This is a genomic window from Croceitalea marina, assembly GCF_042684265.1.
Taxonomy (GTDB): Bacteria; Bacteroidota; Bacteroidia; order Flavobacteriales; family Flavobacteriaceae; genus Croceitalea; species Croceitalea marina.
The window spans coordinates 17,595-31,585 of sequence record NZ_JBHULB010000017.1 but is presented as its reverse complement, the minus strand read 5'-3'; the positions used below and the strand labels follow the sequence as shown (position 1 = coordinate 31,585).

16 protein-coding genes are annotated in these 13,991 nt (G+C 37.9%); 7 read left to right on the top strand and 9 right to left on the bottom strand.

The features are described 5' to 3' along the window. Window positions 1-51: 51 nt before the first annotated feature. From ACFSQJ_RS13180 to ACFSQJ_RS13170, 3 genes are all read left to right on the top strand, one after another. A complete protein-coding gene (locus ACFSQJ_RS13180; RefSeq protein ID WP_377767432.1) occupies window positions 52-933 on the top strand; it encodes an AraC family transcriptional regulator in 882 nt (293 codons plus the stop codon). Between the two features lie 14 nt (window positions 934-947). Next, the gene (locus ACFSQJ_RS13175) at window positions 948-1,703 is read left to right on the top strand and encodes a ThuA domain-containing protein (protein ID WP_377767431.1); all 756 of its coding nucleotides are present in this window, start codon (window positions 948-950) and stop codon (window positions 1,701-1,703) included. A gap of 92 nt (window positions 1,704-1,795) precedes the next feature. Further along, window positions 1,796-2,650, top strand: coding sequence for a ThuA domain-containing protein (locus ACFSQJ_RS13170; RefSeq protein WP_377767430.1), 855 nt, complete (start codon window positions 1,796-1,798; stop codon window positions 2,648-2,650). 3 nt (window positions 2,651-2,653) lie between these two features. Here ACFSQJ_RS13170 and ACFSQJ_RS13165 read toward each other — a convergent pair whose 3' ends face one another. After that, window positions 2,654-3,388, bottom strand: coding sequence for an N-acetylmuramoyl-L-alanine amidase-like domain-containing protein (locus ACFSQJ_RS13165; RefSeq protein WP_377767429.1), 735 nt, complete (start codon window positions 3,386-3,388; stop codon window positions 2,654-2,656). A 224-nt stretch (window positions 3,389-3,612) separates the two neighbouring features. Between ACFSQJ_RS13165 and hemH the strand changes: the two genes are divergently transcribed. From hemH to ACFSQJ_RS13145, 4 genes are all read left to right on the top strand, one after another. Next, the gene (gene hemH, locus ACFSQJ_RS13160; protein ID WP_377767427.1) at window positions 3,613-4,644 is read left to right on the top strand and encodes a ferrochelatase; all 1,032 of its coding nucleotides are present in this window, start codon (window positions 3,613-3,615) and stop codon (window positions 4,642-4,644) included. 79 nt (window positions 4,645-4,723) lie between these two features. Continuing rightward, complete coding sequence (locus ACFSQJ_RS13155) at window positions 4,724-6,085, top strand: serine hydrolase (RefSeq protein WP_377767426.1); 1,362 nt, start codon at window positions 4,724-4,726, stop codon at window positions 6,083-6,085. A gap of 68 nt (window positions 6,086-6,153) precedes the next feature. Beyond that, the gene (locus ACFSQJ_RS13150) at window positions 6,154-7,530 is read left to right on the top strand and encodes an MATE family efflux transporter (protein ID WP_377767425.1); all 1,377 of its coding nucleotides are present in this window, start codon (window positions 6,154-6,156) and stop codon (window positions 7,528-7,530) included. Window positions 7,531-7,568: 38 nt separating this feature from the next. Next, window positions 7,569-8,654 carry a lactonase family protein gene (locus tag ACFSQJ_RS13145; protein ID WP_377767423.1) on the top strand — a complete coding sequence of 362 codons (1,086 nt, stop codon included), beginning with the start codon at window positions 7,569-7,571 and terminating at the stop codon, window positions 8,652-8,654. Between the two features lie 4 nt (window positions 8,655-8,658). On the opposite strand, the gene ACFSQJ_RS13140 is transcribed toward ACFSQJ_RS13145, so the two are convergent. The 8 genes from ACFSQJ_RS13140 to ACFSQJ_RS13105 all read right to left on the bottom strand — a co-directional run bounded on the left by ACFSQJ_RS13140 (window position 8,659) and on the right by ACFSQJ_RS13105 (window position 13,960). Further along, the gene (locus tag ACFSQJ_RS13140; protein WP_377767421.1) at window positions 8,659-9,045 is read right to left on the bottom strand and encodes a DUF2306 domain-containing protein; all 387 of its coding nucleotides are present in this window, start codon (window positions 9,043-9,045) and stop codon (window positions 8,659-8,661) included. 16 nt (window positions 9,046-9,061) lie between these two features. Further along, window positions 9,062-9,502 (bottom strand): YybH family protein, encoded by a 441-nt coding sequence (locus ACFSQJ_RS13135; RefSeq protein ID WP_377767420.1) that lies wholly within the window; start codon window positions 9,500-9,502, stop codon window positions 9,062-9,064. A gap of 95 nt (window positions 9,503-9,597) precedes the next feature. Next, window positions 9,598-10,275 (bottom strand): hypothetical protein, encoded by a 678-nt coding sequence (locus tag ACFSQJ_RS13130; protein WP_377767419.1) that lies wholly within the window; start codon window positions 10,273-10,275, stop codon window positions 9,598-9,600. Window positions 10,276-10,287: 12 nt separating this feature from the next. Continuing rightward, window positions 10,288-10,506 (bottom strand): hypothetical protein, encoded by a 219-nt coding sequence (locus ACFSQJ_RS13125; protein ID WP_377767418.1) that lies wholly within the window; start codon window positions 10,504-10,506, stop codon window positions 10,288-10,290. A gap of 67 nt (window positions 10,507-10,573) precedes the next feature. Continuing rightward, entirely contained in the window at window positions 10,574-11,668 is a 1,095-nt protein-coding gene (locus tag ACFSQJ_RS13120) for a DNA helicase PriA (protein WP_377767417.1), read from the bottom strand. Between the two features lie 94 nt (window positions 11,669-11,762). Then, window positions 11,763-12,896 carry an SPFH domain-containing protein gene (locus ACFSQJ_RS13115; RefSeq protein WP_377767416.1) on the bottom strand — a complete coding sequence of 378 codons (1,134 nt, stop codon included), beginning with the start codon at window positions 12,894-12,896 and terminating at the stop codon, window positions 11,763-11,765. 115 nt (window positions 12,897-13,011) lie between these two features. Further along, window positions 13,012-13,563, bottom strand: coding sequence for a DUF427 domain-containing protein (locus tag ACFSQJ_RS13110; protein WP_377767414.1), 552 nt, complete (start codon window positions 13,561-13,563; stop codon window positions 13,012-13,014). A gap of 25 nt (window positions 13,564-13,588) precedes the next feature. Next, a complete protein-coding gene (locus tag ACFSQJ_RS13105) occupies window positions 13,589-13,960 on the bottom strand; it encodes a DoxX family protein (protein ID WP_377767412.1) in 372 nt (123 codons plus the stop codon). Window positions 13,961-13,991 lie beyond the last annotated feature (31 nt).

The following is a 13,991-nucleotide window of genomic DNA, read 5'->3' as shown; positions in this document are numbered from 1 at the left end:
ACTGTTTAGAGTAATTCTAAATAGCTATATTTGTGCTTTGAAGATTAAAAAATGAAAGAAAATATCGCTCAAGGTTCTTATGATGAAGTTTTAATTGACCAAGACTTCTATGTGCTTAAAATTCAGAATGATACAACCCAATTAAAGCGAATCGAGAGAGGTATAGACAGTACCTTTATTCAGTTTCACTTTTCATTAAAAGGACACGCTAAATTTTTATTTAACGATAGTGCCTATGCCCTTGAGGTTTCTGAAGAAAACTCTTTGTTGCTTTATAACACACAGAAAGATTTGCCTTTAAACGTGGTTTTAGAACCAGATTCATGGTTGCTCTCCGTAGTGATGACGATTCGAAAATTTCATTCCCTTTTTTCTTCAGAGGCCGATTATATTCCCTTTTTAAGCGATGATAACAGTGAAAAGAAGTATTATTCTCAAGAGGTTCTTACCCCTGCAATGGCTGTTGTTTTAAGTCAACTGATGAATTACAGTCTTCATCCTTCGATAAAAAGTTTATACGTAAAAGGCAAGGTTTACGAATTAATATCGTTGTATTTTAATAAGACAGAAGATGCAGATTTAGAGCAGTGCCCTTATTTGGCAGATGAAGACAATGTACGGCGCATACGGCAGGCAAAAGAAATCATGATTGCGCGAATGTCTGAACCACCGACTTTGACGGAACTTTCTGAAGAAATCGGTCTAAGCTTGAAAAAATTAAAGGAAGGTTTTAAACAAATTTATGGAGATTCGGTTTTTGGCTTCCTTTTTGATTATAAGATGGAATATGCCCGTAAAATGTTAGAAACCGGAAGGTATAATGTGAATGAGGTAGGCCTAAAAATAGGCTATAGTACGGCAAGTCATTTTATAGCATCCTTCAAAAAGAAATACGGAACCACACCTAAAAAATATTTAACTTCAACCACATAAACACTTTTAAGAAAATGAAATTCATCAAATCAATCGTTATAGCAATCTTTTGTGTTGTTATGACCGTAAGCGGACAAGAAACTAAGAATGAAACTCCACCAAAAAAGCCAGATTTGGTATTAGTATTTACGAAGACCAAAGGCTATAGGCACGAAAGTATTTCAACGGGGGTGAAAGCCTTGCGCGAAATGGGCCGTAAAAATAATTTTATCGTGCTACGCACAGAAAGTTCAGAAGACTTTAATCCAGAAAATTTAGCGAACTACCAACTGGTGGTATTCTTAAGTACTACTATGGATGTTTTGGATGAAACCGAGCAAACTGCTTTTGAGAATTATATAAAAGCTGGTGGTAGTTTTCTTGGTATTCATGCCGCTACGGATACGGAATATGATTGGCCTTGGTACGGAAAGTTAGTAGGGGGTTACTTTAGCGGTCACCCAAATAACCCAAATGTTAGAGAAGCCAAGATCGATGTTTTGACTAAAGCGCATAGCTCAACAGCGCACCTTGATGATGCCATAAAGCGTACGGATGAGTGGTATAATTTTAAAAACTTGAATCCTAATGTTACCGTTGTAATGAATCTGGACGAAACCAGTTATGAGGGAGGCACCAATGGTGAAAATCATCCGATAGCATGGTATCATGAATTTGACGGAGGGCGCGCTTATTATACCGGTGGAGGACATACCAACGAATCATATGCTGAGCCTGACTTTAGGCAGCATCTTTTAGGTGCCATATCTTGGTGTTTAAAGCGTTCATAGCGGATTGGGAAAGTAGATTTCACAATTTTTACGGGTAATATAGACCAAGTGATCGGGTGCTAACGTATCTATTAGTAGAAAAGCCCCACATTATGAAATCTACCTATTTACCCCTAAAGTATCTATTGATTTTCTTCTTATTCTTTTCCTGTTCAGATGCTGAAATGACCATAGCTGAAGAGGATAATGAAGAACAGTCAGGGGATGACCCCGTTAATGATGACGATTCAACGGATAACGCTAAAATTTTGGTTTTCACGAAAACCTCGGGCTTTAATCACAATACAAAAGAAGAATCTGTAGCAATGGTTAACCAAATAGCCACGGATCTCAGTTTTGATGTTGAGGTTAGTGACAATGCTTCTATTTTTGACGACCAGGAAAGCGTCAATAATTTTGATGTTATTTTCTTTACCAATACTTCAGGGAATACCTTAAATAGCGCTCAACGAAATGTGGTAGAGGCTTATGCAGCACAAGGAGGACATTTCATTTCCAATCACGCGGCAAGTGACTCCTATGGACACAGCACGGCCGGAACGGTTAATGGAGGCGGAAAAGGCGAATGGGATTGGTACGCTGAGCATGTTACAGGTTGTAGCGTAAGAAACGGCCCCAACCATACTGCAAATAATTTTGGCGCAACCGTAACCATTCAAAATGAAAACACTGACCTGACCAAAATGATTTCTTTTCCTTGGGATGATAATGAGGAATGGTATTATTGGGAAGGGGGTTATCTCAATAGCTCTTTTACAGAATTGCTGCGTGTTTCCGATACAGGTGACAATTCGTATGACGATGCTAGAATGACCGCCCACTATTGGGAAAGGCCAGATGGCGGAATCAGTTTTTACACCAGTATGGGGCATTCAAAAAATAAGTATTCAGATGCGGAATTTGTGCAATTGATGAAGAATGCCTTCGAGTTTATTTTAGACAGGTAATTTTTATAAGGGTCTTGCAACGAGAATACCAATATTACTTTTAATATTTTTCAGGTAATCCGCTAAAGGTTCTTTAGTGATTTTTACTTCTCCAGAACTTGAAGCATGTAACAAATGAATTCTACCATTTGGTTGTTTTATAGCAAATCCCGTATGTGTAACATCTAATCCTTTTATAGACGTTGCTAGTGCAATTATATCACCGGACTGAATTTGATGTTCTTGATTTTGAATTTCGTTTTGGGGTAAATAACAAAGAACTTCTTTCGCTAGTTCCGCTTCGGTTTCTTGTATTCGTTTAAAATTTTCATCGTCTTTTAAGAAAGGATATAAATCACGATGTGTCCCCATAAAATTAATAGGTTTTTCTAGTTTAATGCCACCTAAATCTGTGGTAATATCTTTTACCAAACCTATTTTTTCATTGTCTCGTATCCAATCTGTAAAGTAATGCAAACGAGAAGGATAACCATCTAAATCTCCATTTCTGTACCGAATGGTTTCTAGATTTTTGGCAAAATCTGTAAATAGTTTTTCATTAGTATTAAGGGTTGCTGTAAAGGCTAAAACATTTTCCACAAATGTGGTACAATCTAAGCCTCTAAGGTTTATAACCAGGGTTTCTATAGCACCTATTTCAAGTGTTTTTTCCACATAAGGTGTCCCCAAAAAAGACCTCCCGATTTTAACAATACTATCGCCTAAAGTAGTTGCTTCGATATCTTCTAGGCTTTCCATCTTGATATTGAAAAGGGCCCTATCTGCTGGTGAACACGTTATTTGGGCAAAAGAAATGGTGAAAATTCCAAAAAAAAGGACTAAAAGAAAATTCCGAATCATACTACTAAAATACATCAAAAGCGATGATTGGCTTTCTCTATGCGGCAATAACAAAACTTATTTATGCTTTTAAATATAAAATCAAGTTGCTGTTGTATTTTTAAGGTTTTAAAAAAATACTGATGAAAGGAGTTTTATTGGTCAATTTAGGTTCGCCTGACAGCCCTACGCCAAAAGATGTTAAGCCCTATTTAGATGAGTTTTTAATGGATGAACGTGTTATAGACGTTCCACCGTTATTGCGTAATTTATTGGTCCGTGGTATCATTCTGCAAACTAGACCAAAAAAATCAGCTAAGGCCTATTCAAAAATTTGGTGGGATGAAGGTTCACCTTTGATCGTAATTTCTAAACGCTTTGCAAAGAAAGTAAGGGAACATACAGAGATGCCGGTTGCTTTAGGCATGCGTTATGGCTCTATGAGCATTAAAGAAGGTCTTCAAGACCTCAAAAATCAAAATGTTGATGAAGTACTTTTAGTGCCATTATATCCACATTACGCGATGTCTTCTTATGAAACGGTAGTGGTAAAGGCTATGGAAGATCAGCAAAAGTATTTTCCAGAGATGAAAATCACGACAATGCCCGCTTTCTACAGTAACGATGACTACATAAAAGTGCTATCAGAAAGTATCGCAGAAGGTTTAAAAGATTTTGAATACGACCATGTTTTGTTTTCATATCATGGTATCCCTGAGCGCCACATACGTAAATCAGATCCAACAAAATTTCATTGTAAGATAGATGGTTCTTGTTGTAGTATAAATTCGGTGGCACACCACACTTGTTACCGTCATCAATGCTATGATACTACCGAATTGGTAAAAGCATATTTGGGATTGCCAGAAGATAAAGTAAGTTCATCTTTTCAGTCCAGATTGGCTGGCGACCCATGGTTAAAACCCTACACCGATTATGAGTTTGAACGTTTTGCCAAAGAAGGTAAAAAACGTTTGGCGGTGATCACACCTGCTTTTGTGAGCGACTGCCTTGAAACTTTAGAAGAAATCGCCATGGAAGGTAAGGAGCAATTTGAAGAGGCCGGTGGGGAACATTATAAACATATCTCTTGCCTAAACGATGGCGATGCCTGGGTAGCTTTAATGGCAAAATGGATCAACGAATGGGAAGCTAAAGAAACCTTGCCAATATAACATCCGTAGTTCTTTATTACTCGTCTATGTAACATTTTCTGAAGAACACCTACTCATTGATAACACTAAATTGAAAACAATGAGATATCGAATATCATTTTTTGTAACTCTAGGCTTTCTTGTCTGTGGCAGCAGAGTCTCTGCACAAATTTCAAAAGAGGTAAAAGAAAGCATAGTGAAAAGAGTTGATGATGGTGACAATGTAAGTATCGTAGTCGCTTTCATCGAAGATGAAAAAGTAGACTTCTTTAGTTATGGCAAAACTGCTCTAGAAAATGGCACTCGAGTAAACGAGAATACAGTTTATGAAATTGGATCGATATCAAAAGTGTTCACCACCATTTTATTGGCAGACGAGATTATAAAGGGGAACATGGCTTTAGAAGACCCTATTTCTAAATATTTGCCCGATACACTTAAAATACCTGAAAGAGGTGAAAAACAAATAACATTAATAGACCTGGCCACTCATACTTCGGCATTGCCAAGAATGCCAAACAATTTTACTCCTGCAGATGCCGAAAATCCCTTTAAGGATTATTCCATCCAACAGGTTTATGATTTTCTTTCTTCATATCAGCTGACTAGAGACATTGGTGAAGCTTATGAATATTCGAACTACGGAATGGGACTTTTAGGACATATTTTAGAATTGCATTCCGGCAAGTCTTATGAGGAACTGGTTGTAAAAAAGATTGCGAAAGAACTTGAGATGGACAATACACGTCGTACATTTTCGGATAATATGTTGGCACATTTGGCAAAAGGGCATGCTTTCGGTGAAGAAGTAAAGAATTGGGATATTATTAGTTTGGCTGGCGCTGGAGGAATCCGTTCCACAGCAAAAGACATGGCTAAATTTATTAAAGCCAATATGGGAACAAGTACGGGACTGTCATCAGCTATGCAATTAAGTCATATAACTGCTTTTAAATCTAAAACAGGTGATTTTTCAATTGGTTTAGGATGGCATTATGCTGGTAATGGAGAAATTCTATGGCATAATGGAGGAACAGGTGGTTACAAGTCTTTTGCTGGCTTCAATTCTGAGAAAAATACAGGCGTGGTTGTTTTAACCAATAGTACCGAAAGTGTCGATGATTTAGGGATATACTTATTGGGAGGTTCTAAAAATTTAAAAGCATCTAATCAAAAAGATAGGCCAGAAGAAGTAGCTGTGTCAGATGCTATTTTAGAAAAATATGTTGGTGTTTATGAATTGGCTCCGACATTTAAGATAACTATTACTCGAAAGGAAAACAAGTTATTTTTACAAGCAACCAATCAACCAAAATTCAGAGTCTATCCATCTTCAGAAACAGTGTTCTTTTTAAAAGTGGTTGATGCGAACATTGAATTTAATGCAGATGCCGATGGAAAAATAGCGGCATTAACTTTAAACCAAAATGGGCAATCCATAAATGGGAAAAAGATAGAGTAAGCTTTCAAACTTCAATTAGCAGAGTCATGGCTTTTAGGCTACTTTTGTTACTTTAAAAAGCGGCTCTTTTGGCAAACATCTCTTCAGACGAACTTGGCATACAACCCATTGGTAAACTTTTGGTAAAACAATCGGTGCCAGCAGCCATCGGTATTTTGGTAATGTCATTGAATGTGCTGATTGATTCTGTTTTTGTAGGCAAATGGATAGGTTCCATTGCCATTGCCGCCATTAGTGTGGTGCTGCCAATTACCTTTTTTATTGCGGCTTTAGGAATGTCGATTGGTGTCGGGGGATCTAGTATCATTTCTCGTGCCTTGGGGGCAGCTGATCGTGAAAAAGCATTAAAAACCTTTGGCAATCAAATTACGCTGACTTTTGTAATGACCATAAGTATGGTGATTCTTGGGTTGATTTATGTAAATGATTTGATACCGATTTTCGGGGCGAAAGGAAGCATTTTTGAACCTGCAAAAATTTACTACATCATTATTTTATACGGCGTTCCATTTTTGGCCTATACCATGATGGGCAATAATGTGATGCGGGCAGAAGGTAAACCTAAATTTGCCATGAATGCCATGATAATCCCTTCTGTGGCCAACCTTTTTATGGACTATTTGCTCATTTATGTTTTTGATATGGGTATGGCAGGGGCTGCATGGGCCACTACAACAGCGTATTTTATGTCTTTTAGCTATGTGCTGTACTTCTTTCTCTCTAAAAATTCTGAGTTAAAGATCAATTGGGGGCATTTAGGTTTTAATATACCCATTCTGAAAGAAATAGGCTCTCTCGGATTTGTCACTTTAGCAAGGCAAGCCGTAATTAGTTTTACCTATCTGTTAATGAATAACATTCTATTCAACTTAGGTGGAGAAGCAATGATAGCGGTCTATGCCATTATCGGGCGTATTTTAATGTTCGCCTTATTTCCTGTGTTTGGTATTACACAAGGGTTTTTACCTATTGCAGGGTTCAATTATGGTGCTGAAAAATACGATAGGGTAAAAGAGACTATTTACACCGCCATAAAATATGCTTCCGTTTTGGGCAGTATCGTGTTTCTTGGCTTATTGATTTTCCCGGAAGCACTGACCTCACTTTTTTTAAGCAACCGGGCTGATTTGCCAGCGGAAGATAAATTAGTGAACACCTTTGTTCTAGAACACACTCCAAATGCCATAAGATGGGTGTTTGCAGCTACACCTATCATCGCTTTGCAACTCATTGGCGCAGCGTATTTTCAAGCAATCGGTAAGGCGATACCGGCATTACTTTTGACCCTCACCAGACAGGGCTTCTTTTTTATTCCTTTAATACTAATTCTACCCAATTATTTTGGGGAACTTGGTATTTGGCTTTCCTTCCCCATTGCCGATGTTTTGGCGACCATTGTTACAGGACTTTATCTTAGAAAGGAAATTAAAGCCACTTTAGTTTAAGTTTCTTTATTTTTAATATTTCCAAATTAAAACGAAGAATGAAAAAGTTTTTTATAGTACTAATAATATTTGTATTTGTTATGGGCTGCTCTGAAAATAATAAACCAACACAAACACAAACCTTATTTGTTGGCACGTATACCGATGGTTCAAGCGAAGGTATTTACACTTTACAGTTTAACCCTGAAACAGGTGAACTAGACTCCTTAGAATTAAAGGCAAAACTGCCTAATCCTTCTTTTTTGGCAATCTCAAAGGATAAAAAGAATTTGTTTGCTGTACAAGAAACAGCACATTATGATTCCTTAGGGGGTGGTGTGACCTCTTTTTCTATTGATAAAGGAGAATTAAAAGTCTTGAATAGCAAAGGTTCGGCTGGGGCTCATCCTTGCCACGTCGCTATTTCTGAAGATGGCCAGATAGCAGTTTCCAACTATTCTGGCGGTAATCTTGCAATTTTCGATTTGCAAGAAGATGGAAGTTTGGGGGATAGGCAAATTATATACCACAGAACTGCGGATACTTTGGCAAAGCCACATGTTCATAAGGCACATTTTAATGAAGACGGACTCTTTGTTGCCGACTTGGGATTGGATGCCTTAAAGCGCTATTCAAAACAAACATATGGTTGGGTACCTGCACATCAAAATACGATTGCTATGGGCAAGGGTTCTGGCCCACGTCATTTTGTTTTTAGCGAAAACAGAAATTACTTATATGTGCTTAACGAACTTAATGCCACAATTTCTGTTTTAAAAAGAGATGACGAAGGCAGTTATAATCAAATTCAAACGGAGTCCACCAACGACGACCCAAAATGGTGCGCGGATATTCATTTATCAGCTGACGGTAAGTTTTTATATAGCTCTAATCGTGGTAAAAATACTATCGTCATTTTTTCTGTAGATACTGAAAATGGCAAGATAATTTTGGTGGGGAGCGAATCTACAAAAGGGAATTCTCCTCGTAATTTCACGTTGGACCCAAGTGGAAAATTCGTATTAGTCGGCAATCAAAAAAGCGATAATATTGCTGTTTTTAAAAGAGACTTAGAGAAAGGTACTTTAGAATTTTTGAAAGAATACAAAGTGCCAAGTCCGGTATGTTTGGTGTTCACCGACTAATAAACTACCCAAAAAATAACTCGTGTAAATATCTGCCTGGGGCCAAAGTAAAACCACCGGCAATCACGATTGCACCAAAATAGAGTAGAATCATTTTGCGCTTATGTGCCCTTATATTTCCTTTTCGTATTGCAGTGTAAGCTGTGGGAACGGTCCAGAGGGTTAAGAAACTAAACAGATGTATCCAACCGAAATGATTAAGCAAACGTGCCCCAACGGCCGCAGGCATAAAAAGGGTGACAACTGCTGTAAATAGCATTAAGGCCATGTACACCTTACCAAGCTTTCTATGAATTAAGGTTCCTTTTTTTGCTAACAGCACATATGCCCCAATAAAAATGCACGGCACTACGGTAACAAGATGTGCATACATAAGGTATTCGTAATTCATACTAGTTTTTTGTGGGTCAATTTACTTTTGCCGAGGTATCTGCAATAATTTTCCATTCGCCCTCCATTTTCTTTAAGATGAGCATAAAGATGCCATTGGTGTTACCCACTTTTCGGGTGAGATAATACTCCCCCATTACCGAATATGCCCCTTCATTGATTTTTGAAATATCGTTCAATACAAAACGAAGTTTTCCAAAATGCGCTTTACTAGGGTAACTCTTTTGGTAGCGTTCCAAGGTACTTTGCCACCCTTTTACCACGCCACCGGCGCCATAAAATTTTAGTTCCTCAGACTTCCAGTAGCCTTTCATAAAAGTTTTAATATCATAATTATTCCAAGCCTCTTGTTGCGCAGTTAAAACAGCAGTTATAGCTTTTTTATCATCAGTCTCTTGTGCCTCTTGGGCAATGGTTGGCAAAGCTAAAAAAAGGAACAAAAAAAGGACTTTATACATAATTTGATTATTGAAATTGATTTTAAAAATAGCAAAAAAGAAAGCCATTACTAGAATTCTAGTAATGGCTTTACGTTTATTAATCAGTAGAAGGCCTACATTTGGTTTTCACCTACTTTTTTAAGTTCTTCTGCTTTTCCTTTTAATTTTTCTTTCCCTTTTTTTATAGAGACTTCCAATTCATCCAATTTCTGGGTTACTTTATTTAAGCTTTCCTCTTTTTTAGAGATGATTTCTGGTTCAAGTGATTTTTCTTTCTTTGCTTTTTCAAGTCTTTCACGGGCTTCTTCAACTTGGCGTCTGCCTCTTTTTAAGGTGTCTTCATCTTCATCAAGCAATTGTTCTGACTTCTCAATTTTTTCCTTTACCTGAGAAGCTCTGTATTGCCCAAATTCTTTGCCCGACATATCACCCTTGTTCTTACCGTAAGCATTTCCTTTATTTGTTTTTTCTTCTTTTTCTTTTTTAATCTTTTCTTTAATTTCATCCTCATTTACATCTACATCATCATCTAGCATTTCTTCAGATTTTTCTTTGCCTTTTTCTTTCATTTTTTCGGCTTTCTCTTTCATTTCTTTTCCCTTGCCCTTTGCCTTTTTAACTTCTTCCTGCACTTCTTCGGCTTCTTCTTCAACCTCGTCTTTTACCTTCTTTACTTTTTCAACTTTATCCTTCCCTTTGGCTTTATCTTTAGATTTACCTTGGGCATTTGCGGCTCCAACAAAACCGATCAAGAGCACTGCTAATAAGATTGTTTTTAAATTATTTTTCATTTTTGTTTGTTTTTAAATACTATCTAATTCTTTTAATAATTCTTTTACCTCTTCAGCTTTTGCATGAACAGTGGTGACAGTAGAATCAATAGTCTGCTCAACAGCTTCTATTTGTTCTAGCTCGTTATCTAAGGCCTCTTGCTCAGCTTTATTGTCTTTACAAGAATAACTAAAGCTTAGGCATAAAATGACCAATGCCAAAATCAGGTTTAACTTTTTTGTATGCATCATAATAAATTATTGGTTATTAAGTATATACGTTTATGACACCGTTTTAGATTAGAGGTCACAATTTTGGCTAGCCCTGTGAAAAGAAAATAAGCAATCCTATCGCGATCAATCCAAAAATAACGGCGAAGAAAATTTTCCAAAAGCTATAAGGTCGGGTACCAGATATGGTGCCGTTTTCGCCATTGATAAAGAAATTATATTCTTTGCCATTAAATCGATAGGCACTTATGTAAACAGGCAACAAAATATGTTTAAAGGTTTCTTGAGATAACTTCATGTTCATACTGGTTACCCTTTGGGTATCGCCCCCGATATCTTGTCTGCACCAACGTTCGGCGATGCGTTGTGCTTCGCCTTTTGCAGATAAATGCCCTTGTTTTAGGGGAATAGTATATTTTTCGGTAACAAAGCCCCTCAAAAAGCTAGAGCTAAAAGGTTGCAGCAGCTTTAAATTCCACCGCGCAATTTTGTTTGGAATACGCCCCTTTTTTTGTTTAGATGCTTCGACCAAGGTATCATCTACAAAACCAGCAATATTACCCGAGGCAGGATACCATCGTGTTTTTCGAACACGTTTGGTCACTGTTTTACCTTGGGCGTTTCTCACACGTTTAGTTTGATAATAATATTCGCCACGCTGACCAGAATAGGATGCTTTCAACTGGGCATCGAAAGTCCAATAAGGCAAATACAGCCCTTTGGTAAATTGAGGGTCCAGTGCCGCTTTCTTAAGATTGTTGGGTGCAAACCAAAGGCTGTTCACCCATTTCTTGAAAATTTGAAATGATTTTTTTTGATTTATCTGAAAAGGAAGTACCGCGCCAGGCAAAATCCAATCTTCTTTATAGGCATCCTCTAAAATTAAGGGCATGCTGCAGTACACACAATGAAGCGATTTGTAGTTTTCCTCTACATGCTGATTGGCGCCACAATTTTTACAATGGAGCATAGAAATTTCCTCACTATGCTTTTGCGCCCCCATTTCTTTGAGATAGGGGTAAAGTTCAAGCTCTTCAAACCCATTTTCATCAAGGCTTATTTCTTCTTTATGCCCACAATAGTCACAACTCACATTTTTGGTGCCGGGCTGGTACTTTAGTTCTGCCCCACAATTAATGCACGGTTTTTTGAGTTCGGTATGTTGTGTTTTTTGTTCTTCCAAGAATTCAACTAAAACTGGTCATTTCGAAGGAGTAAGCGACTGAGAAATCTAGATTTCTCACGCTCATTTTATTCGGTTCGAAATGACAATAGGATTAATTATTAGGCAATGGTGGTGGGGTATTGCCGCCTAAAAAGGATTTTAATTCTTCCACCTCTTGCAAAGCAGCCCAGTTGGCCATGCCTTGTTTCCAGACCAAGCTCTCTTTGTTAATAGTTCTGTTTGCAAAAAGTGCCTTAAGTTGGTCAATACCTACCGGACCTTGTTGTGCTCCGTTTACAGCATAAAAATATTGCACGGCAACGGGCATTGGTGGTGGCATTGCCCCGCCTACTTGGGCAGCAGGTTGCTGACCGCCCATTTGTGGGCTCATTAGCCCACCCATTTGTTGTGCAAGTACAAAGCCCATACCCATGCCCATACCGGCACCAGCGGTTCCGCCTTCGTTTTTAGCCGCAGCTTCAATGGCTTTAGCGGTTTTAAATTTGGTCAATTTATCCAAATCAAGCTTATCGATACGACTGTATTCAAAGATCTCTTTTTTGAGGTCTTCGGGCATCGAAACATTTTCGATGTAGAACTTTTCCAGGGAAATACCAACGGATAAGAACTCTGGTTTCATAACCTCTTGGCAGGTATCCGAAAGTTCAGAAGTATTGGCGGCGTATAGCTCTATAGGTAGGTTGGCTTCGCCAACGGTATCTGTAAAACGTGTCGCTATAAGGCTTTTAAGGTGTTCATTGATTTCAAAGCTGGTGAAGTTGTTATCGGTACCAACAATATCAACAATAAATTTTCCGGCATCGGAAATTTTAAAAGCGTAAGTACCAAAAGCGCGAATTTCTACCAATCCGAAACGCTCATCACTTAAAGTAATCGGGTTTTTGGTGCCCCATTTTTCATCGGTAAACAAATGGGTGTTTACAAAATATACCTCTGCTTTAAAGGGAGAATTAAATCCATACTTCCATCCTTTAAGGGTTGCTAAAATAGGCAGGTTTTGTGTGGTCAAATCATAAGTGCCTGGCGTAAAGACATCTGCAAGTTGCCCTTCATTTACAAAAACTGCGGTTTGCCCTTCACGAACAATCAATTTCGCCCCGTTTTTAATCTCGTTTTGGTAACGCTCAAAACGGTGTGCTATGGTGTCATCTGTGTAGTCTAGCCATTCGACAATGTCTATAAACTCATGACTTAGTTTTTCTTTGATTTTGCTAAAAATATCCATGGAATCGTGTTTTTCTTAAGTGTTTTTAAAGCTACTAAAAACTATGAAGTTTTCAATGCATAGGTATGCAAACTATCGAAGAAGTTACATAACTCCGAGAATTTTAAATCTAGAATTACCAATGTCCGGTTCCCGGGTCACCTTTAAAAGGCCCTGCTAAATGGTCCGTTATCCATCCGGCATAAAACGTTCCAGGTTGCGGGCGCACTTTTTCGTCTCCGATGAAACAGTCGAGCGTTTGTGGATAAAATGCGATATAGTCTTTTAACGCTTCAAATGGTGAGAACGGATTCTTATAGCTCCATCCAATACCTTTGTTGGGTGAAGTCTTAAGTGCCCAATATTTAGCGGTGCCTTTCCATTCGCAAAGTGATTTTTTCTTAGGAATAGGCACAAGTAACTCCAAATGAACTTCTTCAGGCGGTATGTAATAGGTTGGCGGACTTGCCGTTTCGCAAACGGCAAGGGCATTTTTACTTTTAACGATACAAGTCTCACCTGCAAAAACACGAACTTCTTCTTGCACTTGCACTAAAGCTGGTGGCCTCGGAAAATCCCAAACAGAAACCTGATTTTTCTTAGGTTCTTCGGCAAAATCTGGCCGTTTTGTACCTGTAAATTGCCATTTATTGCGTGCTTCAAAAAGCCAAGAAGGGATGTTCTTCATTATAAAATTTAAAGGATTACACTTTCTAAAAGAGATGCACTACAATTAAGAATAAAGAAAGCACTAAAAATAAGAATGCAGGAAATGATTTTTTTAAGGGGTCATTTATTTTTAAATGCATAAAGATAGCACCGAGCATTAAAACTGCCATCAAACCGGCCGCATATGGCGTTATCCAAGAAAACCATATAGAGAGTATTAAACCCAATGCACTGGCAATTTTTAGGCCACCTACTAAATACATTATCGATTCTGAAAGTCCGTATGCGGCGAATTCTTCACGCATGCTGTTTGACGAACTTCCGCGATACGGTGTCTTTTTCTTAAAGCGAAATAACCAGACATTTAAAGTGCTGATGAAAATAAAAATTTTGATTCCTATAACGAGCAATTCCATTTTGTTTAATTAAATTTACGAAAAGCTAAAC